The sequence below is a fragment of the Candidatus Poriferisodalis sp. genome, assembly GCF_965221945.1.
Lineage (GTDB): Bacteria > Actinomycetota > Acidimicrobiia > Acidimicrobiales > Poriferisodalaceae > Poriferisodalis.
The window spans coordinates 3,209,618-3,230,868 of sequence record NZ_OZ244925.1; the positions used below are offsets into that span (position 1 = coordinate 3,209,618).

The window sequence follows — 21,251 nt, forward strand, 5'->3', positions numbered from 1 at the left end:
CCGTCACTAGCCGAACCGCACAATCACGTCGGCTGCCATCGCCACGAACAGCAGGCCGAGGTATGCGATGGAGCTGTGGAAGACGCGCATTGCGGTACCAGGGTTCAGAGAGCGCCAGAGCGCCAGCAGTTGCCACCCGAATGCTGCACCCCCAGACACCGCTGCCACCAAGTACAGCGCTCCTGTTTCGGCGGCCACGGCGAACCACAGCGACAGCGCGATCACCGCGACCGTGTGCAGCGTCATCTGCACCAGCACCGAGCGCTCGCTCGCTACCGACGGCAGCATCGGCACGTCGGCAGCGCCGTAGTCGTCGGCATAGCGAATTGCCAGCGCCCAGAAGTGCGGCGGCGTCCAGAAGAAGACGATAGCGAAAGCGATCCAGGCCTCAAGCGACAGCGAGCCCGTCACGGCCGCCCAGCCGACGAGCACCGGCGCCGCGCCCGCCGCCCCGCCGATGACGATGTTCTGGGCGGACGTCCGCTTCAGCCACAGCGTGTACACGAACACGTAGAACAGGCAGGCCGCCAGCGCCAGCAGCGCTACCAGCAGATTGGCGCCCCACCACAGAATCCCGAAGGCCAACACCTCGAGCACCACGCCGTAGATCAGGGCCGCGCGGGGCGTCACGGTGCCGACGACCAGCGGTCGATGCGCCGTCCGAGCCATCGTGGCATCGATGTCGCGATCGATGTACATGTTGAAGGTGTTGGCACCTGCCGCGGACAGCGTGCCGCCGACGACGGTGAGCACCACAAGCGCCAGGCTGGGCACGCCACCTTCGGCGACAAACATCGGCGGCACCGTTGTCACCAGCAGCAGCTCGATGATGCGCGGCTTCGTGAGCGCGACATACCCCCGCAATGTTGATCCAAAGAGTGTTGGGCGCAGCGTCGCCAGCATTGCTGTGAGCGTACGTGTCGCCTCTAGCGTTTCGGCGTGAGCTTGCTGCGTCAGGCGCGTGTCGGGGAGGGCAGGCTGGACCTGATGCGCCTGCGGGGGCGCAGGCCGTACCAGATGCGCCTGCGGGGGCGCAGGCCGTGTGTAACGCCGAGGCGGTTCGCACTGGTAGCCCGTTGGGCGCTCTGGGCGCTCGTGGCAATTGTGATTACCGGCGCGCTGGTGCGACTCACTGGCAGCGGGCTGGGGTGCAGCGATTGGCCGAACTGCGAGCCCGGCGAGTTCGTGCCGGCTGCGGACTTCCACGGCTGGGTGGAGTTCGGAAACCGCATCGTGACCGGTTTGGTGTCGGTGGCGGTTGTCTTGGCCGTCGGCGCGTCGTTGTGGCGGGATCCCCGGCGGGCTGACCTGATGTGGTGGTCGCTTGCGCTGGTTGTGGGCGTCGCATTTCAGATCGGCCTCGGTGCGGTCACCGTGCTGACGCACCTGTCGCCGCCGATCGTCATGTCGCATTTCTTGGCATCGCAGGTGCTGGTGGCGGCAGCGGTCGTGCTGCAACACCGGGCAGGCATCGAGCCGCGGGCTGGCGGGAACACGAGCGCTGCGCTTGGGACGCCGATCCGGGCGCACGCCTGGCTCGCGGCGGCGTTGACCGCGGCAGCGCTGTGGACCGGGACGGTGGTGACCGGCACGGGCCCCCACGGCGGTGACGAGCACGTCGAGCGATTGCAGTTCGCGCTGCCGTCGGTAGCGCGCATCCACGGCATCACTGTGGTGATCCTGGCTGTCGTCACCTTGGTGCTCGGCGCTCGCGTGCGGCGCGTGGCCATCGCGCATCGCGGTAGTGCGTTCGGTACATGTGCGTCGCAACTGGGGCGGAGGGTGCGCACGGTGATCGGTGTCATGGCCGTACAGGCCGCCATCGGCTATGTGCAGTACTTCACCGAACTGCCAGTGCTGCTCGTTGCGCTGCATGTCGCTGGCGCCACACTGGCAACCATCGCCATGACCCGCTTGGTGCTGGCAACCGGGATCCATTCAACACAGCCTGCGGCCACGCAAACCCTCTCAGCGCAGCCGCCGGTCGACGAATCGGTTGGCATCGCGTCCCGCGGCTTCGCAAAATGATGCCGTGAGCCCGCCTGCACCGGCCGTCGCCGACCCTGAGGTCATCCGCGATCCGACGACCGAGGACGAACACAGCACCGATGTGCCGTGGGTGGTTCTGGTCTGGAACGACCCGATCAACCTGATGAGCTACGTCGTGTATGTGTTCCAGAAGCTGTTCGGGTACAGCGAGGCCAAGGCGACCGAGCTGATGCTGGACGTGCACAACAAGGGTCGTGCGGCGGTGGCCTGGGGGACGCGCGAGAAGGCCGAGCTCGATGTCTTTCGCCTGCACGAGTACGGCCTGTGGGCCACCATGCAGAAGGACACCTGAGCGGTGTCCGCTGCACGCTGCTGGCGGCTGACTCCCGGTGGCACGACAAAGATGACCTCGTGACCGGAACGCGTTTTGGAGCTCGCGGATCCTTGGTGAGCGTGCATCTCGCCGATTGGGAGCGGCGACTCCTTGCCGAGATGGTGGGAGAGCTGCGCAGGAACTTGCTGGATCACACGCCAGCACGCGACGGCGGGGACGGCTTGGATCCATCGCTCCGGCGCCTGTTCCCGCCGGCTTACCTGAGCGATCCCGATCGCGACGCCGACTACCAGCGCCTCATGCGCGACGAGCTGCTGGCCGAGCGGCTCGATCACCTCGATCTGCTCGATGGCACGCTCGAAGCTGATCACCTCGACGACGACCAGGTGACCGCCTGGGTGCAGGGTCTGAACGAGCTGCGCCTGGTCCTCGGCACCCAGCTCGACATCTCCGAGGAAGATGACTCGACTGATGTCGACCCGCACGATCCCGGCCAGCGGCCGCGCCTGCGGTACCACTACCTTGGGGGCCTGCTCGCCGAACTCATTGACGCCGCGCACCGCTGATCCCGGCGGTGCCATTGCGGTCGTTGCCCCCAGACGGCTCCGGCCTAGCCTGAGATGCCCTGCCCCCATCGTCTAGCGGCCTAGGACACCGGCCTTTCACGCCGGCGGCACGGGTTCGAATCCCGTTGGGGGTGCTGCGATTCCGCGACCATCTCAGTCGCGCTCGGCCAGCGGCAGACGCAGCTCGACAGTGGCTCCCGGGCCTTCGGTGTCGATGACGGCCGCGGAGCCCTCGTGGGTGCGAGCGACGTAGTCGACAATGGACAGCCCGAGGCCCGAACCGGGCTGCGAGCGAGACTCGGGAGCCCGGTAGAAGCGTTCGAAGACCACCTCCCGCAGGGCGGGGTCGATTCCGGGACCGCGGTCGCGCACCAAAACGATCGCTAGGCCTTCACGATGCGCAACGCTGATCTCGATGGGCTCACCGGGCGGTGACCACTTGAGGGCGTTGTCGATGAGGTTGCTGATGGCACGCTCCACCAACGCCACGTTGACCACCACCTCGCACGACTCAAAGTCGGTCACAAAGTCGACCTCGGCGCGACGACGGTGCCGGTCCACCACCGAGGCCGCAATGTCGACGAGATCGACTGGCGTCGGCTCGCCCTGGGCACGCTGATCACTGGCCAACTCGACGAGTTCGCCCACCAGCTCGGTGAGCTGATCCAGCTCGAACTGGACGTCGTCAAGCATCCGGCGGCGCTCATTGGAATCGAGCACCGCGGCCGCCCCATCGGAGTCCTGTGTGGCTTCGGCACGCGACAGCAGCTCGATGTTGGTACGGATGCTGGTGAGCGGCGTCCGAAGTTCGTGGCCGGCGTCGGTCACCAACCGCTGTTGTTGGGCGCGCGACAGGGCAAGTGCTTCGAGCATCGCGTTGAAGCTGCGCGCCAGCTCGCCAAGCTCGTCGTCACGCTCGGGCTCGATGGGCTGGTCGAGATCCTGGGTTTGGGCGACGTTCTGCGCCGCGGCCGTCAGTCGACGCACCGGGCCCATTGCGCGGCCAGCTACAAGGAAGCCCAGTAAACCCGCGAGAGCGACGCCAGCGATCGCCACTACTGCGAGCGCCTCACGCACTCCGTGGGCGTAGTGGTCGAACTCGCTCAACGGCCGGGCGACCATGAGTGCTCCGCGTGGCCCCAGCGAGACCGTCAACACCCGGAGCCTCACCGTGTCGGTGGCGACATCGGCGGAGTGAGTCTTCGCGTGGCCCAAGGCGACCTCAAGGTCGCCGCGCGAGACCGGAATCACGTCATCAGAGATGTATCTCACCGTTCCCTTGGGCCCAATCACCTGGACCAGCACGTCGTAGGGGACGTGCTTGCCAAACGCGCGAATCCCGACGCTCTGGCGAAAGCGGCCATCAGCAGTCACCAGGACGTGCGCACGTTCCTCGAGCTGCTCGTCAATCGCCGAGCGGGCCTCGCTGCGCGCGATCCACAACATGACCCCCAACACCGCCAACACTGCGACCGCTACCGAAGCGGCCACCAGCAGACCCAGGCGTGTTCGGAAGCTCACGAGCTTCTCAGCACGTATCCCACGCTGCGCACGGTGCGAATGGGTCCACGCCCATCTGTGCCAGTGTTCGCTTCTGCCAGCTTGCGGCGCAGATAGCCGACGTACACCTCCAGCGAATTCGAGGCGAGCGAGGCGTCGTAACCCCAGACCGTGTCGTAGATCTCATCACGCGTCAGAACGCGATCGGGGTTGCGCAGGAACAATTCCAGCAGCTGATGCTCGGTGTGCGTCAGTGTCACCGTCTCACCGGCACACGTCACCTCGTAGCTGGCCGTGTCCATGACGATGTCGCCGCAGGCCAGCCGCTCATCGCCTCCAGAGGCCTCGGAAGCTGCACCCCGGCGCAGCAGTGCCCGCAGCCGTGCCAGCAGCTCGTCGAGCGCGAACGGCTTCGCCAGGTAGTCGTCGGCTCCGGCATCGAGGCCTTCCACCCGGTCGACGGTCGAACCCCGGGCCGTCAACAGCAGGATCGGCAACCTGCTCCCAGCAGCACGCAAGCGACGGCACAGCTCGAAGCCGCCCAGATTCGGCATAGTGGCATCGAGCACCATCACGTCAGCTCTGCCGGCCAATGCCTCTCCCTCGAGGCCATCGCGACCCTCGAGCACCGAATAACCCTCGATCTGCAGGGCGCGACGCAATGCCGCACGGATCCGCTGATCGTCGTCGACGACGGCTACAGCGGGACCGTTGCCGCCCGGCCGGTCAGGGTCCACAGTCCCATTCTGGAATCCAGACGGTGAGAATCCCATGAGAATGCCGGCGGGCCCGGGCGGTGGCCGCTCATCCAGCGGCGGAGTTGCGGCGACGCAGGTGCGGGATCGTGAGTACCGAGCAGGCGTCGCGCTCGATGTCGTAGCTCAGCGCCCGGACGGCATCAGCGATGTCCCACCAGGCCACCTCGTCAACTTCGCCGGGATCGCCCTTCAGCCGCTTCGGCATCTTCGCCGGCGTCATCGCGTAGAACAGCACGATCTTCGGCACCTGGTCGCCAATCAGGTAGCTGACCGGATACGGCGCCGAAGTGATCGCGCATCGCACCCCGGTCTCCTCTCGGACTTCGCGCAGCGCCGCCTCGGCCCAGGTCTCGCCGCGCTTGAGGTGCCCCTTGGGCAGCGACCAGTCGTCGTAGCGAGGGCGGTGCACCACCAACACCGAACCCTCGTGGCACACCACGCCTCCGGCTGCCCGGTCCATGGGAGCGTTGGAATAGCGACCCCACTCGACGTGACGGCGGCGAGGCTTTGCCGACGCCTCGGAGGGGATGTTCTTCTGGTCCTTCCTTGCGGACCCCTTCTTCGAAGACCGCTTCTCCGACAACCGCTTCTCCGACAACTCAGGCATGTCCTGTGCCACGGTTCGTGTCTAGCGTGTCTGCGCCAGCCGCGGCGTGCTTGTCGGGCCAACAGAACTCAGCACGAGGATTCATTATGGACTTGGGGATTTGCATCGCATCGCACATCGGCGACCTGGAGTACGTCACGCGCGCTGAAGAGCTCGGCTACACCCATGCCTGGTTCGCCGACAGCCACATGCTGTGGTCGGACTGCTACGCCACGCTGGCACTCGCGGCCGAGCGGACCAGCACGATTCAGCTCGGCACCGGCGTATCGGTCTCCGGCACTCGTCCCGCACCCGTGACGGCGGCTTCGATCGCCACCATCAACGCGCTCGCTCCGGGCCGGACGTTCCTGGGCATCGGCACGGGCAACACAGCGATGCGAATCATGGGGCACAAGCCGCAGCGCATCGCCGAATTCGACCGGTATCTCGCGGCGCTGCGGCCGCTGCTGCGTGGCGAGGAAGCCATCCATCACTTCGGCGGCACCGCCGAGCCGATCCGTCACATCATGCCCGACGCCGGTTTCGTCAACTTCGACGATCCGATCCCGCTGTACATCTCGGGCTTCGGGCCGCGTTCGCTGGGTCTTGCGGGCCAGTACGGCGACGGCGCAGTCCTGTCGGTGCCGCCCGACGGCTCGGCCACCGCACGTGTGTGGGAGTTCATCGAAGCCGGCGCCGCCGAGGCGGGCCGCACGATTGACCGCAGCGACTATCTGATGTGCTCGCTCACGACCATCGTGGTGCTGAACGACGGCGAGACGCTGGCTAGCCAGCGCGAGCGCGTGTACCACGAGGCCGGAGCGTTCGCGATGGCCTCAGTGCATTACTCCTACGACCAGTACCGCCAATACGGCCGTGCTCCCGGCACCCGGCTGGAAGCCATCTGGGACGAGTATTGCGCGATGCTCGACGACACCGACCCCGAACGCATCCACCAGCGGATCCATGCCGGTCACAACTGCTGGGTGCTGCCAGAGGAAACTCAGTTCCTGACCGACGAGCTCATCGACGCCACCTGCCTTGTTGGCACTGGCGAGGTGGTCACCGAGCGCCTGATGGACCTGGGCGAGCGCGGGCTCGACCAGATCATGATCCTGCCGAACTTCGACCCTCGCTACGAAGTACTCGAGCGAGTCGGCCGCGAGATCCTCCCTCTATTACAGGCCGACTAGCACGACGATGCGCGCCGACAGAACAGCGCATCGCACGACGATGCGCGCCGACACTTCGGTAGCCTCGTGCGCTGCTGTCAAGCCCACCCGCTGGAGATGCTGGGAATGAGCAACATCTGCCAAGTCACCGGTCGTCGGCCGCATTCGGGCTTCAACGTGTCCCACTCGCACCGCCGCACGAAGCGCTGGTTTAAGCCGAACATTCAGCGGAAGCGTTTCTGGGTGCCCAACGAGCACCGCTGGGTGACGCTGACGGTCAGCGCCAAGGGCATCAAGACCATCAACAAGCGCGGCATCGAGTCGGTGGTTGCTGACCTGCGCCGGCGTGGGGAGAAGATCTGATGCCCAAGAGCGACAAGCGGCCGGTCATCAAGCTGAAGTCAACCGAAGGCAGCGGCTACACGTACTCGACGCGCAAGAACAAGACGAACACCCGCGACCGCATCGAGTTGCGCAAGTACGACCCGGTGCTTCGTCGCCACGTCATCTTCAGAGAAGAACGCTGAGCGGCGCCGGAGATTTCTGATTGCGCGCATCGTCATGCGATGCGCCGACCGGCCTCGAATGACACAAGCGCGGCCGACGCGCCTGAGCCTGCGGGCAGCGCGGCGCCTCGCCATTGGCGCCCAGGGGTTGGCGGCACCGCTGCCAGCCGCCCGCCTCGATGTCCGGCACCTGCGCACGGCCATGAACCGCATGGGTCTGCTGCAGATCGACGCCGTCAGCGTGCTGGCACGCTCACACCTGCTGGTGTTGCGGGCCCGGCTCGGCGGCAGCCATGAGGCCGCACTGGGGCTGCTGGAAAGGGCGGCATACCCACGCCAGCCCGAGCGGCGCGAGCTCACGGAGTATTGGGGCCATGAGGCCTCGTTCGTGCGGGTCCGCGACTGGCCGCTGTACCGCTGGCGCATGCGGCGGGGCTCCGAGGGCGAGATGTGGCCCCTGTACGTCCGATTCGAGCGCGACGAGCGAGCGCGCATCGACGACGTCATCGGATGGCTCGCCAGCAACGGGCCTGCCACGTCTTCTGAGCTGGATTCGGCAATGGGCTGGGGTCCCGGCGTGCGCGGTCCTTGGGGCACGCGCAGCAACGCCAAGTTGGCGCTGGGCTGGCTGTTCTGGGCTGGCCACGTGGGGGTGGCAGCGCGTGTCGGTTTCACACGGCGCTACGACCTGATCGAACGAGTGCTGCCCGGTGATGTGCTGCCACGCGACATCGACGAACCGGACGCACATCGGGCGTTGCTGTGTCAGGCGGCGGCGTGTCTGGGCATTGCGACAGCCGATGATCTGATCGACTACCACCGACTGCCCAAGCGCATTGCGCGGGCGCGTCTGGGTGAATTGACCGAAGACGGTGCCTTGTGCGAAAGGGCGGTCGAGGGCTGGGACGTTCCCGCGTACGTTCCCGCAGACGTTCAGCTCGCCCGTAAGCGTTCCCGTTCTGTGCTGCTCAGCCCCTTCGATCCCCTGGTGTGGTACCGCCCGCGCGCTGAACGGCTCTTCGGGTTCCACTACCGGATCGAGATCTACACGCCCAAGGCGAAGCGTCAGTACGGCTACTTCGTACTGCCGTTCCTGCACGACGACGCCCTCGTAGCACGGCTTGACCTGCGCTTCGACCGCGAGCGCGGACGGCTCGAGGTACCCGCCGCTTGGGCCGAGCCAGGGTGGTGGCCCACCGGCATCACCGCCGAAGACCGAGCGCTCGAGGCCTTGGCGACAGAACTGCGCTCGCTGTCGGCGTGGTGCGGAGGTGAGGGTGTATCGGTGGAGCCCCGCGGCGACCTCGCTGACCGACTTCGCGTGGCACTGGGCCGCGCTGATTGATGATCGAGGTGGCTATCGTTGCTGCTCTTGCACCAGCAGGGACCTCGGCCCCAACGCTGGTGCAAGCACACAGCAATACAGCTGGTCCCGTGGTGAAGTCTGGAGTTCACGCTGGCCTGTCAAGCCAGAGGTCGCGGGTTCAAATCCCGTCGGGACCGCGGTCGGGTAGCTCAGTTGGCAGAGCGCGCGCCTGAAAAGCGTGAGGTCACCGGATCGACGCCGGTCCCGACCACTTTTTGCGAGTGCAAGGCTCCGCCGCACTCGCGAGCCTCAGTTGGTGTTGCGTGTTACGCCGTCGCTGATTGCGGCCGTGGCTACCGCGTTTGCAACTGCCGGAACGACTGAGCGGTCGAACGCGGTGGGGATGACGAGATCGGGGCTGAGATCGTCACTGGACACCGCTGCCGCGATGGCGTCGGCAGCCGCAATCTTCATGTTCTCGGTGATGTCGGTGGCGCCAGCGTCGAATGCGCCGCGGAAGATGCCCGGGAATGCGAGCACGTTGTTGATCTGGTTGGGATAGTCGCTGCGACCCGTCGCCATGACCCCGACGATGTCGGCGATGGCGTCGGGCAGGATCTCGGGATCCGGATTGGCCATCGCGAACACGATCGGCCGCTCGGCCATCGTCTCGACGTCGGCGCGCGTGATGAGGCCGGGGCCGCTCAAGCCCAGGAACACCTCAGCGCCCGCCATCGCGTCGGACACCGACCCCGCCACGCGATCGACGTTCGTGTTGTTCGCCAGCCACGCCTTGGAGTGATTCAAGTCAGTGCGCCCGGGATGAATGGTGCCCTTGCGGTCGCACGCGATCACGTCGCCGATGCCCGCACCGAGCAGGATCTTGGCCGTCGCAACGCCCGCGGCGCCCGCGCCCAGGATGACGCAGCGCAGATTCGCCATCTCCTTGCCGACGATGCGCGCCGAGTTCTCGAGCGCGGCCAGCGCCACCACGGCAGTGCCGTGCTGGTCGTCATGGAACACGGGGATGTCAAGCGCAGCGCGCAGCGCCTCTTCCACCTCGAAGGCTCCGGGCGCAGCGATGTCCTCGAGGTTGATGCCGCCGAAGGTGGGCGCCAGCCGGATGACGGTCTCGACGATTTCTGCGGGATCGTTCACGTCCAGGCAGATCGGGAAGGCGTCCACTCCGGCGAATTCCTTGAACAGGAGCGCCTTGCCTTCCATCACCGGCATCGCCGCGGCGGGACCGATATCGCCGAGACCAAGCACCGCTGTGCCGTCGGTGACGATCGCCACCGTGTTGCCCTTGATGGTCAGGTCGTGGACGCGCTCGGGTTCGTCCACGATTGCCTGGCACACCCGGGCCACACCGGGTGTGTACGCCATGGAGAGGTCGTCGGCATTTCGCAGCGGGATGCGGCTGACCGTCTCGAGCTTGCCGTCGGCGTGGAGCTCGAAGGTGCGGTCGAGGGCTGAGATGACCGTGATGCCTTCGAGGCCGTTCACCGCCGCGCAGATCTGGGCGATGTGGGCCTCGCTGGAAGCGTCCACGACGATGTGCTGGGTCAGGGTTCCTTGCATGATGGTGAAGCCGTCGAGGCTTTGGATGTTGCCCCCGACGTCACCGATGGCCATGCACAGCCGGCCGAGTGTGCCCGGAACGTGGGCAAGCTCGACCTCGAGCGTGGCGGAGAAGGCGGCGGTGGGTCGAGACCCTGCGGTGGCAGTCATCAGTGCTCCTGGCGCGGCTGCAGCGCTGGCAGGGTATTGGGCGCCGGCTAGGTATCAGGGTTGACGAGGCGGGCGGTGCCGGTACCAGGCCCGATTTCGCCGATCATCCAAGCCTCGTAGCCCGCAGCGTGAGCCGTGGCGACCGCAGCATCTGCTTGTGAAGGCGGCACAGCAACCACCATGCCGATCCCCAGGTTGAAGACGCGTTCCATCTCCGAAGGCATCACCGGTCCGGTGCTGGCGATGTGGCTGAAGATGGTCGGCGCCGGCCAGGTGCCGCGCCGGACCACGGCGTCGGCGGCGGGTCCCAGCATGCGCGCCACGTTGGCGGCCAGTCCCCCGCCCGTGATGTGGGCGGCCCCACGAGCATCGCACTCGGTGAAGAGCGCTAGCACCGTCGGGGCGTAGATGACCGACGGCGCCAGCAGCTCGTCGCCCAGCGTGCGATCGGCACCTGGCCAAGCCGGCGCATCGAGCAGGCCCGGCTCGGGCGGGCTGCCGAGCAGGACGCGGCGGGCGAGGCTGTAGCCGTTGCATCGCAACCCGCCCGATGCCAGCCCAACGAGCACAGCGGGTTCCCCGGTGAGCGGTCGAGGCAGCCGCGCGCGCTCGGCGACGCCCACAGCGAAGCCGGCGATGTCAACCTCTCCGGGTGCGAGCGCATCGGGATGCTCCGCTAGCTCGCCACCGACCAGGGCACAGCCGGCGCTGCGGCAGCCGGCCGCCAAGCCGGACACAATCGCCTCGACGACATCGGGCTCGAGTCGCCCCGCAGTGATCTGATCGTGGAACAGCAAGGGCTGCGCGCCGAGCGTGACGATGTCGTCGACGCACATGGCCACCACATCGATCCCGATGGTGTCCCAGCGGCCAAGCGCCGCGGCGATGAGCGGCTTGGTGCCGGCACCGTCGTTCGCACTCACCAGCACCGGTTCGGTGAAGCCGTCCGGCAGCGCCGTGACCGCGCCGAAGGCCCCGATGTCGCTCAGCACTTCTGGCCGGAACGTGCTGCGAGCGTGCGGCGCCAATCGGCGGACCGCTTCGTCGCCGGCTGCGATGCTCACCCCTGCTGTCTCATACGTCAACGGCCCCGTGTCGCTGGCCGCGGTGATGCCGGCAGGCGTGGCGACAGGTTCGTCTGTCATCCCGCGACGGATCCCGCGACGGCGGCCGGTTGTACGCTGCCCGTCGCGATGAGCGAGCGGCTGGGCTCGCTGGCGCCGCCGCCGAAGACTTCCGCTCGTGCCTGAGCGCCAATCTCGACCGGGTATGCACCCGTCAGGCATGCATGGCAGAAACCGCCGCCCGGCACGCCGGTTGCTTCGATGAGCTGGTCGAGGCTGAGGTAGGACAGCGAGTCGACCCCCAGGAACGCCTCGATCTGTTCCAGATCGCGGTTCGCCGCCAGCAACTCATCGGACGTGCCCGTGTCCATGCCGTAGAAGCACGGCCAGCGGTACGGGGGCGAGGAGATGCGCAGGTGCACCTCGGTGGCGCCAGCCCCGCGCAGCAAGTCCACGATGGATCGAGTGGTGGTGCCCCGCACGATCGAATCGTCGACCACCACGAGCCGGCGCCCGTCGATGTTGGAGCTGATCGGATTTAGCTTCGTTCGTACACCCAGCGACCGGACGAGCGGGTTCGGAGTGATGAACGTGCGACCGATGTAGCGGTTCTTGACCAGTCCGTCGCCGTAGGCAATTCCGCTGGCGCGTGCGTAGCCCTGTGCTGCGGGAATGCCCGATTCGGGTACAGGCATGACCAAGTCGGCCTCGACTGGCGCATTGGTCGCCAGGTGGGCCCCCATGCGCTGGCGTGCAACGTGGACGTTCTGTCCGGCCAGGGTGGTGTCGGGACGCGAGAAATACACGAATTCGAAGACGCACAGGCGCGAGGGCGCGCCTTCGCCAGCCCTTCCGCCGCCTGCGAAAGGCCACAGTGAGCGGCACCCGGCTGCGTCGATGATGATCATCTCGCCCGGCTGAATCTCGCGCTCGAACGATGCCCCGACAACCTCCAGCGCGGGATTTTCCGAAGCCAGCACCCAACCACCGTCAAGGCGCCCGACGCACAACGGCCAGATGCCGTGCGGGTCGCGAACCCCAATCAGGCGGTCGCGGTCGGCAACCACGAACGTGAATCCGCCGCGCAGGCTGGGCAGCACGTGTGCCAGCGCCTCGGCCACCGCCTCGCGCGGCCGGGTGCGGGTTGTCTGCGGGGTAGCGGTGACGCGCTGCGCTATCAGCTCAGCGACCAAGTCGCTGTCGCTGGTGACGACGCCGTCCAGCATCCCTGACGAGGTCGCCAGCTCAGCCGTGTTGGTGAGGTTTCCGTTGTGACCCAGGGCGAACTCGGTTCCATCGAGACCGCGGTAGAACGGCTGCGCCGCCCGCCACGAGCTGGAACCCGTCGTGGAGTAGCGGGTGTGACCGATGGCGAGGTCGCCTTCGAGTCCCGCCAGCACGCGGTCGTCGAAGGCGCTGGCCACCAGGCCCATGTCCTTCACCACCGTGATGTGCGTGCCATCGGACACTGCGATGCCGGCCGATTCCTGCCCACGGTGCTGCAGTGCGTACAGCCCGAGGTAGCACAGGTGAGCGACCGGTCCACCCGGCAGGTACACGCCGAAGACACCGCAGGCCTCGCGCGGCTTGATGAGATCCACGCCTTCGTCGGGAGCCTCGCTCATGCCGCTGCTCCATCGATCGGCCCCGCGAACGATTGGGGCAAGGCGCCGCGCCACCCGGCGACGGTGTCGGCGAGCGCAAGGTCGATGTCGTAGCCGGGCTCCCCACGGCGGCCGATCTGCACCCTCGATCCGCCGAATCGGCCAAGGCGGCGGCACTCGACGCCCGCCGACGAAGCCACACGCGCAAGGCGTTCGACGTCACCCCCTTCGACGGCCGCCAGGACGCGACCCGGTGGCTCTGCGAACAACGTACGGACCGCGGGCGCAGATGCTCCAAGCGGCGGGATCCGGGCTTGCACGCCCGCGCCCCCGCGGCAGCACATCTCTGCAATGGCCAACCCAATCCCCCCGTCAGAGACATCGTGGGCGAACTGGATGAGCTTGTCCCGCACCGCTGCGGCCACGAAGCGGGCGGTTGCGACCGCACCGGGGAGGTCGATCACCGGCAACGCCCCGTCTCGGCAGTGGCGGCGTTCCCATGCCCACCGGCTGCCGCCGAGCGGGACCGGCTGCGCCGAGGGGGCTTGCGGCCCGCGAATGTTGCCGGGCGCAACCTCGGGCGCAGCCAGGAGCACGAGTTCGGTCCCAGCTCGCAAGCTGTCGGGGACCGGCGGCCGCACGAGTTCAGGGTGGATACCGATCATGCACACCACCGGCGTCGGAGCGATATTGATGCCGTTGGTCTCGTTGTAGAGGCTGACGTTGCCTCCGACGACCGGTATACCCAACGCATCGCAGGCTTCGGTCATGCCGTCAATGGCCTCTGACAGCTGCCACATCACCTCGGGATGCGTCGGATTGCCGAAATTGAGGCAGTTCACGAGTGCGAGCGGATCAGCCCCGACGCAGGCAAGGTTCATCGCCGATTCGATCACGACCATGGCAGTGCCCCGGCCAGGATCAGCATCGCACCAGCGATGATTGCCGTCGACCGAGACCGCCAGGCCCCGGCCCGTGGGCGTGCCGGAGCGGGGGTCGCGCAATCGCAGCAGCGTGGCGTCGTGGCCGGGACCGACGACCGTGTTGCAGAACAGCTGATGGTCGTACTGCCGGTACACCCAGAGCGGATCCGCCAGCATCGCCAGCAGATCCCCCGCACACTCGCCCGGGCTGACGTCGCCCGAGCCGGTGGCTGGGTCGACGTCCCGGCGTGCCGCCATGTCGGCGGGCGGCCGCATGGGCCGGTCATACGTCGGTGCGTCGTCGTGCAACGTGGCGGCAGGAATCTCGGCGAGAACCTCGCCGTCGGCACCGTCGCGCACACGCAGCATCCCGTCGCCGGTCACACGCCCGACGACCGTTGCCGTCACTTCCCACGCTTCGCAGATCGCGCGCACCTGATCAACGTTGCCCGGCGAGACAATCGCCAGCATTCGCTCCTGAGATTCCGACGTCATGATTTCGAACGGGACCATGCCGACTTGGCGCAACGGCACCGCGGTGACATCAACCTCCATGCCGGTCCCGCCCCGTGAAGCTGTCTCGCTCGCGGCGCAGGTCAACCCGGCTCCACCAAGGTCTTGGATTCCGCTGACGAGTCCTGCATCGAGCATCTCCAAGCATGCCTCGATGAGACGCTTCTCCTCAAAGGGATCGCCGACCTGAACGCTCGGCCGTTTGGCTGTGTCGTCGACTCCTTCGTCGAAGCCCGCAGACGCCAGCACACTGACGCCCCCAATTCCATCGCGACCCGTGCTCGCGCCCATCAGGACAGCCAAGCTGCCCACTTCGGTCGCACGACCCAAGACAAGACGCTCCGTCGGCATGATCCCGAGTGCGGCCACATTGACGAGCGGATTGTCGCGATAGGTCTCACACGACACGAACTCGCCCACAATGGTGGGAACACCGACGCTATTGCCATAACCAGATATCCCGCTGACGATTCCCTCAGCGATCCAATTGCTTCGTGGCTCGTCAAGTGGTCCGACGCGCAAGGGATCGGCTAAGGCAATAGGTCGCGCGCCCATGGTGAAAATGTCGCGCAAGATGCCCCCGACTCCGGTCGCCGCACCTTGATACGGCTCGATAGCCGAGGGGTGGTTATGGCTCTCGATGCGCAATGCAACGGCGATCCCGTCGCCCACATCGACTACCCCCGCGTTCTCACCGGGACCGACGAGCACACACGGCGCCTCAGTTGGCAAACGAGCAAGATGCCGACGCGATGACTTGTACGAACAATGTTCCGACCACATGACTGCATACATCGCGAGCTCAAGATGATTTGGCTCGCGGTCCAGAAGTTCGGAGATGCGGTTGTATTCAGGGTCAGTGAGACCGAGCGCCACATGAATGCTCGAAGAAGTGGGAGACACTGCAGTCACATCAACCGGTCACATCGACTCTGGGACATACAACTGGGTTGCGAACGTGCTATACAAGCACCATGAGCGAACGAACAATGTCCGACGAGCACAAGGCTGCAATTGCTGCTGGGCGCATCGAAGCCGCTGCAGTGCGCGACTATCTTGAGGCCCTCGAAACGCATCGGCCGCGGCCGGGTCGCCGACAGAGCACCGAGTCGTTGAATGCCAAGAAGGACGCAATTGATACCCAGATTGCCGAGGCAAAGCCGATCAAGCGCCTGCTCTTGATGCAAGAACGCCGGGACGTTGAAGCGGCTATTGAGGCGTTGCAGGTCGAACCCGATATGGCTTCCGTCGAAGAGGGCTTTGTCACCCACGCCGTCAACTACGGGCAACGCAAGGGAATACAGTACGCCACTTGGCGTGAATTCGGCGTCCCAGCAGAAATGCTGGCCCGTGCGGGAATCACACGGGGCGGCTGACACTTCAGACCATCCCAGCCACAGCGCAAGAAGCTTGGATCATAGTACCTATTACTCCTCTTCAAGCCGTGTGGCGCTCGTCAGTTGGCAGGTGCTTGCCGCGTGCAGCAACGCATTGAGCAGTCTGGTCCCATCTGTTGAGCCCAATAGCTCGGAAGTAGCGCGTTCTGGGTGGGGCATGAGGCCCACGACATTGCGAGATTCGCTGCAGATTCCGGCGATATCGTCCACCGATCCATTCGGGTTGCCGATGTATCGCATCACTACTTGGTCATTGTCGTGCAAACGCTGCAAAGTCGCGGGATCACACACGTAGTTGCCTTCGAAGTGGTTGATCGGAATGCTCAGTTCTTCCGACAGTGCCAACCCATGCCCGAGCACATGGTTCACGGAAGCCATGGCGACCTGCTGCGGTTGACACAGAAAGGAGAGCCCGGCATTCGGACGCAGAGCCCCGGGGAGTAGGCCTGCTTCGGTCAACACTTGGAATCCATTGCAGATGCCGACGACGGGACCACCAGCGCTCGCGAACAACGCCACAGCGTCCATAATCGGCGAGAATCGAGCGATTGCTCCGGTTCGGAGGTAATCGCCGTGCGCGAATCCTCCCGGTATCACGACTGCGTCAACACCTTGCAGCGACGTGTCGTCACTCCGCAGCAATTCGGTCTTCGTCCCCAACTCCTCCAACGCATCGAGTGTGTCGAGATCGCAATTCGTGCCGGGAAATCGGACGACGCCGACGGTGACGCTCACGTGCCGCGATCCTGCTCCGCGGCACGCAATTCGATACGGGCATCTTCGATCACCGGATTCGCCAGCAGGCGGTCGCACATCTGCTCCGTCACCATCCGCGCCTCGACCGCGTCTGCCGCCAAGAGCTCCATGCGGATGGCCTTGCCGACCCTGACGCCGCTGACGCCGCCAAAACCCAGCGCCGCCAATGCGCGTTCGATCGTGGATCCGGCCGGGTCGGCGATCTCAGCTCGAGGCGATACCTCTACCAAGACGTCCCAGCGCTTCATGAAGCGGTGGCTTCCGCCAAGACGCCTGGCTGTGCCACCCAGTCCTCGAATGACTCGCCGGTCAATGTCTCGTACGCCTCGATGTACCGAGCGCGTGTGGCAGCGACCACATCGTCGGGCAGCGGCGGGGGCGGTGGCTCCTTGTTCCAGCCGGTGGCCTCGGTGGCATCTCGAACCGGCTGCTTGTCGAGCGACGGGGGCGTTGCGCCGGGCTTGTGGTGGGCCTTGGGCCAGAAACGAGACGAATCGGGTGTCAGCCATTCGTCGGCGATGACCAGCGAGCCGTCGACAAAGCCCAACTCGAACTTGGTGTCGGCGATGATGATGTCTCGCTCGAACGCATGGGCGGCCGCAGTGCTGTACGCATCGACGCATATCCGGCGCGCGGCCTCAGCCGATTCGGCTCCGACCAAGTCGGCGGCCGCGGCAAACGAGATGTTGACGTCATGCCCATCAGTGGCCTTGGTCGATGGTGTGAAGACTGGTTCGGGAAGCTGTTGCGATTCGAGCAACCCAGCCGGCAACGGCTCATCATGCATCGTGCCGTGCTCCCGGTATTCCTTCCACGCCGAACCTGTGATGTAGCCGCGCACAATGCACTCGATCGGCAGCATCTCCGCCCGGCGGACCAGGAGCGAGCGGCCGATCCACTCGCTCCGACGTGCGGCCGCCGGAAAGTCGGCCGGGTCGCTGGAGACCACGTGGGTCGGCGCTATGTCACCGAGCCAGTACGACCACCAGGCCGTCATGGCGGTCAGCACGCGGCCCTTGTCGGGCACTGGTTCTGTGAACACGACATCAAATGCCGAAATGCGATCGCTTGCGACCATCAAGAGGTGCCTGTCGTCGACGAAGTACATCTCGCGCACCTTGCCGCGGTGGACCAACTCAAGCTCGCTCACTGTGCTCCCTTCGAGATCCAACTGTTCGGTGCGCTCAGTGCTGCGAGCCTCACAGCACCTCGCCCCCTGTGTAGGTCACAGCAGCGGGGTATCGCTCCGCTACTTCGCTGGCGGCTGCCACAAAGGCATCGACCTGGTCGACAGCGCGGCCGCTGAACGAGGCCGGATCGGCGAGCGCCGCTGCGACGTCGTCGGCGTCGAGCGCCAGGGAGGGATCGGCGACGATGCGTTCGTCAAGATCGTTGTGCTCGGCCGTTCCCTCGCGTAGCGCTAGTGCTGCAGCGGTCGCGTGGGCGCCGATGCGCTCGTGCGCTTGCTCCCGGCCAGCACCTGCCGCGACCGCCGCGGCCAGCAGGCGAGTCGTCGCGAGGAACGGCAGGTACTCGTCCAGTTCGGCTGAGACGCGTCCGGGAAACACGCGAAAGCCGCCCAGGACGCTGAACGCTGTCTCAAGTGCCCCGTCGAGTGCGAAGAAAGCGTCGGGAAGGACCACGCGCCGGACCACCGAACAGCTGACGTCGCCCTCGTTCCACTGGTCGCCCGCCAATTGCGATGCCATCGTCAGGTGTCCTCGAAGGATGGTCACGAGACCGTTGATGCGTTCGCTCGAGCGGGTGTTCATCTTGTGCGGCATCGCCGACGATCCCACCTGACCCTCTGCGAAGCCCTCGGTCACCAGCTCGTGTCCGACCATCAGGCGCACGCTGAGCGCCAGATTGCCCAGCGGGGCGGCGGCGCCCACGAGTGCAGCGACGACGTCCAGGTCGAGCGAGCGGGGATAGACCTGACCAGCCGAGCCCAGCACACGGGCGAAGCCCAGCTCGTGGGCGATGCGGCGCTCCAGACGGTCGACTGCTTCGGCGTCGCCGCCCAGCAGCTCGAGCAGGTCCTGTTGCGTTCCCACAGGGCCACGCAGGCCGCGAAGCGGGTAGCGGGCTGTCAGATCTTCGAGGCGTTCGGTGGCCACCAGCGCCTCAGTGCCGACGTTGGCCCATCGTTTGCCCAGCGTGGTGGCCTGCGCAGGCACATTGTGGGTGCGGGCGGTCATCACGAGATCGCGGTGGGCGGTCGCCAGAGCGGCAACGCGCATGATGAACGCCGCCATCCTCTCGGTGACCAGCTGCAGCGCTTCACGCACCTGGCACTGCTCGACGTTCTCGGTGAGATCCCGCGAGGTCATGGCGCGATGGATCTGTTCGTGGCCGGCCAGCGCGCAGAACTCCTCGATGCGCGCCTTCACGTCGTGTCGCGTGACCCGCTCGCGCTCGTTGATGGACTCGAGGTCAACCTGGTCGGCCACCTCGCGATAGGCCTCCAGAGCGCCATCGGGAACGTCGACTCCGGCATCGCGCTGGGCTTCGAGCACAGCGATCCACAGCCAGCGTTCAAGAATGACCTTGTGCCTGGGCGACCACAGCTCGGCCATCTCCGCAGAGGCGTAACGTGTCGCCAGATAGTTGGGGACCTCGGCTCGGCTCACGTCAGCCTCACCGTGCACCCGCGCCGCGGAACTCTGCCAAGCGGGCGGCGAGCTGCTCATCGTTCACCGCCATGATCTCGGTGGCGAGCACCGCAGCGTTGGCTGCCCCGTTGACTGCGACTGTCGCGACAGGAATGCCCTTCGGCATCTGCACGGTGGACAGCAGCGCGTCGAGGCCGTCGGCGAGGCCGCCGCTGAGCGGCACGCCAATCACCGGCAGAGTCGTGTGTGCGGCCACGACCCCAGCAAGATGAGCCGCCATTCCCGCGCCGCAGATGACGGCAGCGAAGCCAGCGTCCCGTGCTCCCGAAGCGAACGCCGCCACGGCTGCTGGCGTGCGATGGGCGCTCATCACTTCGATCACGTGGCCAACGCCGAACCGGTCGAGCATCTCGGCAGCGGCTTCCATCTTCGGCCCATCGTTCGGCGAACCCATCAAGATTGCGACCTTCATCGATGTGCTCCCCTGACGTGTCCTGCGCGGCGGTGGGCCCGCTGCCTGCCGGCGAATGAGCCAATGAGTGAGATAGCGAATGAAACAGTGTCGGGTCGATCCAAGTCTCGCCGCCCGGAGTACCCAAGAGGGAGATACCCGAGTCCGTGCTCGCAGCGCCGAAACACACCCGCGTGCACAGCTACTAGCGGTCGCCAGCGACGAGCAGGGTTTCGGCTGCAGCGATGTCAGTGCGGTAGGTCATGCCGGGCCAGCTGATGCATCGAACAGCTTCGTACGCCCGGTCACGCGCCGTCGCCACGTCGGCTCCACGTCCGCACACGTTCACCACCCGGCCGCCTCCTGTCACCAGAGTTCCCCCCGGGGAAGCCCGGCCGTCCACCTCCGCGACTCCTGCGCACAACACCGTCACGCCGGGGACCTCGCGCGCTCGCTGGAGGCCTTCGATGACGTCGCCGGTACGGGGTGCGACCGGGTAGCCCGCAGCGGCGCAGACGACGCACACCATGGCGTCGTCGGACACGACGACCTCGTCGGTCAGCTCACCCGCTGCAGCCGACGCCAGCAGTCCAGCGAGATCGTTCTCGATGCGCGGCAACGTGACCTGAGCCTCGGGATCGCCGAACCGAACGTTGAACTCCAGCAGGCGCGGCCCGGCGGGCGTCAGCATGAAGCCTGCGTACAGCACACCGCGGTAGTCGACGCCCCGCTGGGTCAGTTCGGCCAGCGTCGGCTCGAAGGCCATCGCGGCCAGCTCCTTGCAGGCTGCCCGATCGACATCTGCCAGCGGCGAGACGCAGCCCATGCCGCCGGTGTTCGGCCCCGTGTCGCCGTCACCGATGCGCTTGTGGTCGCGCACGGCTGTGGGCAGCAGCACCGCACGGCGGCCATCGCAGAGTGCGAACAGCGACACCTCGGGACCTCGCAGCCCCTCCTCGATGACGATGCGACGGCCGGCATCCCCGAACGCAGTGCCGTCGAGCTTGGCGTCGACGTCAGCGTGGGCCTCCGCCAGCTCTTCGGTGACCAGCACGCCCTTGCCTGCGGCGAGCCCACTGGTCTTGATGACGTATGGCGGGTACAGCGTCTCCAGGTAGGCATGCGCTGCTCGGTGCTGCTCCGGCTCGTCGTTGAAGGTGGCGTAGGCCGCGGTCGGCACGCCCGCAGCGCTGACGACTTCCTTCATCCACGCCTTGGATCCCTCCAGCGCGGCACCGTCGGCACCTGGTCCAAATACCAGCCGGCCGTCTGCACGCAGGCGATCCGCCAGGCCATCTGCCAGCGGACCCTCCGGCCCGATGACGTAGAGGTCCGCATCGATCTCGGTCGGGGGTGTCCCGGTACTCGCCGGGATGCCGGGATTCCCGGGCGTGACGACCACCTCGGCCGTTCTCCCCAAGGTGGTCGCGAACGCGTGCTCACGCCCACCTTGGCCAACCACACAGACCTTCATCGACGCTCC

The 21,251-nt window shown here is 66.4% G+C and carries 22 protein-coding genes and 3 tRNA genes; 11 read left to right on the forward strand and 14 right to left on the reverse strand.

The genetic code is table 11. The features are described from left to right. Positions 1-6: 6 nt before the first annotated feature. Positions 7-903, reverse strand: coding sequence for a heme o synthase (locus ACOQPH_RS15095; protein ID WP_420622167.1), 897 nt, complete (start codon positions 901-903; stop codon positions 7-9). Between the two features lie 36 nt (positions 904-939). Here ACOQPH_RS15095 and ACOQPH_RS15100 point away from each other — a divergent pair, with 36 nt between their 5' ends. The 4 genes from ACOQPH_RS15100 (at position 940) to ACOQPH_RS15115 (ending at position 3,023) form a co-directional block, all read left to right on the forward strand. Next, entirely contained in the window at positions 940-2,028 is a 1,089-nt protein-coding gene (locus ACOQPH_RS15100; protein ID WP_420622168.1) for a COX15/CtaA family protein, read from the forward strand. Positions 2,029-2,032: 4 nt separating this feature from the next. Continuing rightward, positions 2,033-2,341 (forward strand): ATP-dependent Clp protease adapter ClpS, encoded by a 309-nt coding sequence (clpS, locus tag ACOQPH_RS15105; protein ID WP_420622169.1) that lies wholly within the window; start codon positions 2,033-2,035, stop codon positions 2,339-2,341. A gap of 95 nt (positions 2,342-2,436) precedes the next feature. Further along, positions 2,437-2,889 (forward strand): DUF2017 family protein, encoded by a 453-nt coding sequence (locus tag ACOQPH_RS15110; protein ID WP_420622170.1) that lies wholly within the window; start codon positions 2,437-2,439, stop codon positions 2,887-2,889. Between the two features lie 61 nt (positions 2,890-2,950). Beyond that, a tRNA-Glu gene (locus ACOQPH_RS15115) sits at positions 2,951-3,023 on the forward strand. A gap of 19 nt (positions 3,024-3,042) precedes the next feature. Here ACOQPH_RS15115 and ACOQPH_RS15120 read toward each other — a convergent pair. The 3 genes from ACOQPH_RS15120 to ACOQPH_RS15130 all read right to left on the reverse strand — a co-directional run bounded on the left by ACOQPH_RS15120 (position 3,043) and on the right by ACOQPH_RS15130 (position 5,766). Then, positions 3,043-4,410 (reverse strand): HAMP domain-containing sensor histidine kinase, encoded by a 1,368-nt coding sequence (locus ACOQPH_RS15120; protein WP_420622171.1) that lies wholly within the window; start codon positions 4,408-4,410, stop codon positions 3,043-3,045. Then, positions 4,407-5,126: a response regulator transcription factor gene (locus ACOQPH_RS15125; protein WP_420622172.1), complete on the reverse strand. Its 720-nt coding sequence runs from the start codon at positions 5,124-5,126 to the stop codon at positions 4,407-4,409. Before ACOQPH_RS15125 ends, ACOQPH_RS15120 begins: the two co-directional genes overlap by 4 nt. Positions 5,127-5,193: 67 nt before the next feature. Further along, positions 5,194-5,766 carry an NUDIX hydrolase gene (locus ACOQPH_RS15130; RefSeq protein ID WP_420622173.1) on the reverse strand — a complete coding sequence of 191 codons (573 nt, stop codon included), beginning with the start codon at positions 5,764-5,766 and terminating at the stop codon, positions 5,194-5,196. A gap of 74 nt (positions 5,767-5,840) precedes the next feature. Between ACOQPH_RS15130 and ACOQPH_RS15135 the strand changes: the two genes are divergently transcribed. The 6 genes from ACOQPH_RS15135 to ACOQPH_RS15160 all read left to right on the forward strand — a co-directional run bounded on the left by ACOQPH_RS15135 (position 5,841) and on the right by ACOQPH_RS15160 (position 8,988). Next, complete coding sequence (locus tag ACOQPH_RS15135) at positions 5,841-6,926, forward strand: LLM class flavin-dependent oxidoreductase (protein WP_420622174.1); 1,086 nt, start codon at positions 5,841-5,843, stop codon at positions 6,924-6,926. A 105-nt stretch (positions 6,927-7,031) separates the two neighbouring features. Then, entirely contained in the window at positions 7,032-7,268 is a 237-nt protein-coding gene (gene rpmB / locus ACOQPH_RS15140; RefSeq protein ID WP_419551298.1) for a 50S ribosomal protein L28, read from the forward strand. Beyond that, a complete protein-coding gene (rpmG, locus tag ACOQPH_RS15145) occupies positions 7,268-7,432 on the forward strand; it encodes a 50S ribosomal protein L33 (protein ID WP_420622175.1) in 165 nt (54 codons plus the stop codon). Before rpmB ends, rpmG begins: the two co-directional genes overlap by 1 nt. Positions 7,433-7,490: 58 nt before the next feature. Continuing rightward, the gene (locus tag ACOQPH_RS15150) at positions 7,491-8,756 is read left to right on the forward strand and encodes a winged helix-turn-helix domain-containing protein (RefSeq protein ID WP_420622176.1); all 1,266 of its coding nucleotides are present in this window, start codon (positions 7,491-7,493) and stop codon (positions 8,754-8,756) included. A gap of 83 nt (positions 8,757-8,839) precedes the next feature. Then, positions 8,840-8,914, forward strand: a tRNA-Asp gene (locus ACOQPH_RS15155). A gap of 1 nt (position 8,915) precedes the next feature. Continuing rightward, a tRNA-Phe gene (locus ACOQPH_RS15160) sits at positions 8,916-8,988 on the forward strand. Positions 8,989-9,026: 38 nt separating this feature from the next. Here the strand turns inward: ACOQPH_RS15160 and ACOQPH_RS15165 are convergent. The 4 genes from ACOQPH_RS15165 to purL are packed head-to-tail and all read right to left on the reverse strand — an operon-like array spanning position 9,027 to position 15,464. Continuing rightward, entirely contained in the window at positions 9,027-10,448 is a 1,422-nt protein-coding gene (locus ACOQPH_RS15165) for an NAD-dependent malic enzyme (protein ID WP_420622177.1), read from the reverse strand. Positions 10,449-10,495: 47 nt separating this feature from the next. After that, positions 10,496-11,593 carry a phosphoribosylformylglycinamidine cyclo-ligase gene (gene purM / locus ACOQPH_RS15170; RefSeq protein WP_420622178.1) on the reverse strand — a complete coding sequence of 366 codons (1,098 nt, stop codon included), beginning with the start codon at positions 11,591-11,593 and terminating at the stop codon, positions 10,496-10,498. Next, the gene (gene purF, locus ACOQPH_RS15175; protein WP_420622179.1) at positions 11,590-13,137 is read right to left on the reverse strand and encodes an amidophosphoribosyltransferase; all 1,548 of its coding nucleotides are present in this window, start codon (positions 13,135-13,137) and stop codon (positions 11,590-11,592) included. The genes purM and purF overlap by 4 nt, the downstream gene beginning before the upstream one ends. Continuing rightward, the gene (purL, locus tag ACOQPH_RS15180; protein ID WP_420622180.1) at positions 13,134-15,464 is read right to left on the reverse strand and encodes a phosphoribosylformylglycinamidine synthase subunit PurL; all 2,331 of its coding nucleotides are present in this window, start codon (positions 15,462-15,464) and stop codon (positions 13,134-13,136) included. The genes purF and purL overlap by 4 nt, the downstream gene beginning before the upstream one ends. Before the next feature lie 77 nt (positions 15,465-15,541). On the opposite strand from purL, the gene ACOQPH_RS15185 reads away from it, so the two are divergent. Next, positions 15,542-15,928 carry a hypothetical protein gene (locus tag ACOQPH_RS15185; RefSeq protein ID WP_420622181.1) on the forward strand — a complete coding sequence of 129 codons (387 nt, stop codon included), beginning with the start codon at positions 15,542-15,544 and terminating at the stop codon, positions 15,926-15,928. A 51-nt stretch (positions 15,929-15,979) separates the two neighbouring features. On the opposite strand, the gene purQ is transcribed toward ACOQPH_RS15185, so the two are convergent. The 6 genes from purQ to purD all read right to left on the reverse strand — a co-directional run bounded on the left by purQ (position 15,980) and on the right by purD (position 21,242). Then, positions 15,980-16,684, reverse strand: a complete 705-nt coding sequence (gene purQ, locus ACOQPH_RS15190; protein ID WP_420622182.1) for a phosphoribosylformylglycinamidine synthase subunit PurQ — start codon at positions 16,682-16,684, stop codon at positions 15,980-15,982. Then, the gene (gene purS / locus ACOQPH_RS15195; protein WP_420622183.1) at positions 16,681-16,953 is read right to left on the reverse strand and encodes a phosphoribosylformylglycinamidine synthase subunit PurS; all 273 of its coding nucleotides are present in this window, start codon (positions 16,951-16,953) and stop codon (positions 16,681-16,683) included. The genes purQ and purS overlap by 4 nt, the downstream gene beginning before the upstream one ends. Next, a complete protein-coding gene (locus tag ACOQPH_RS15200) occupies positions 16,950-17,813 on the reverse strand; it encodes a phosphoribosylaminoimidazolesuccinocarboxamide synthase (protein ID WP_420624363.1) in 864 nt (287 codons plus the stop codon). The genes purS and ACOQPH_RS15200 overlap by 4 nt, the downstream gene beginning before the upstream one ends. Positions 17,814-17,904: 91 nt before the next feature. Then, positions 17,905-19,281, reverse strand: coding sequence for an adenylosuccinate lyase (gene purB, locus ACOQPH_RS15205; RefSeq protein ID WP_420624364.1), 1,377 nt, complete (start codon positions 19,279-19,281; stop codon positions 17,905-17,907). Between the two features lie 61 nt (positions 19,282-19,342). After that, entirely contained in the window at positions 19,343-19,789 is a 447-nt protein-coding gene (gene purE, locus ACOQPH_RS15210) for a 5-(carboxyamino)imidazole ribonucleotide mutase (protein WP_420622184.1), read from the reverse strand. Positions 19,790-19,973: 184 nt separating this feature from the next. Next, the gene (purD, locus tag ACOQPH_RS15215) at positions 19,974-21,242 is read right to left on the reverse strand and encodes a phosphoribosylamine--glycine ligase (protein ID WP_420622185.1); all 1,269 of its coding nucleotides are present in this window, start codon (positions 21,240-21,242) and stop codon (positions 19,974-19,976) included. Positions 21,243-21,251: the final 9 nt, after the last annotated feature.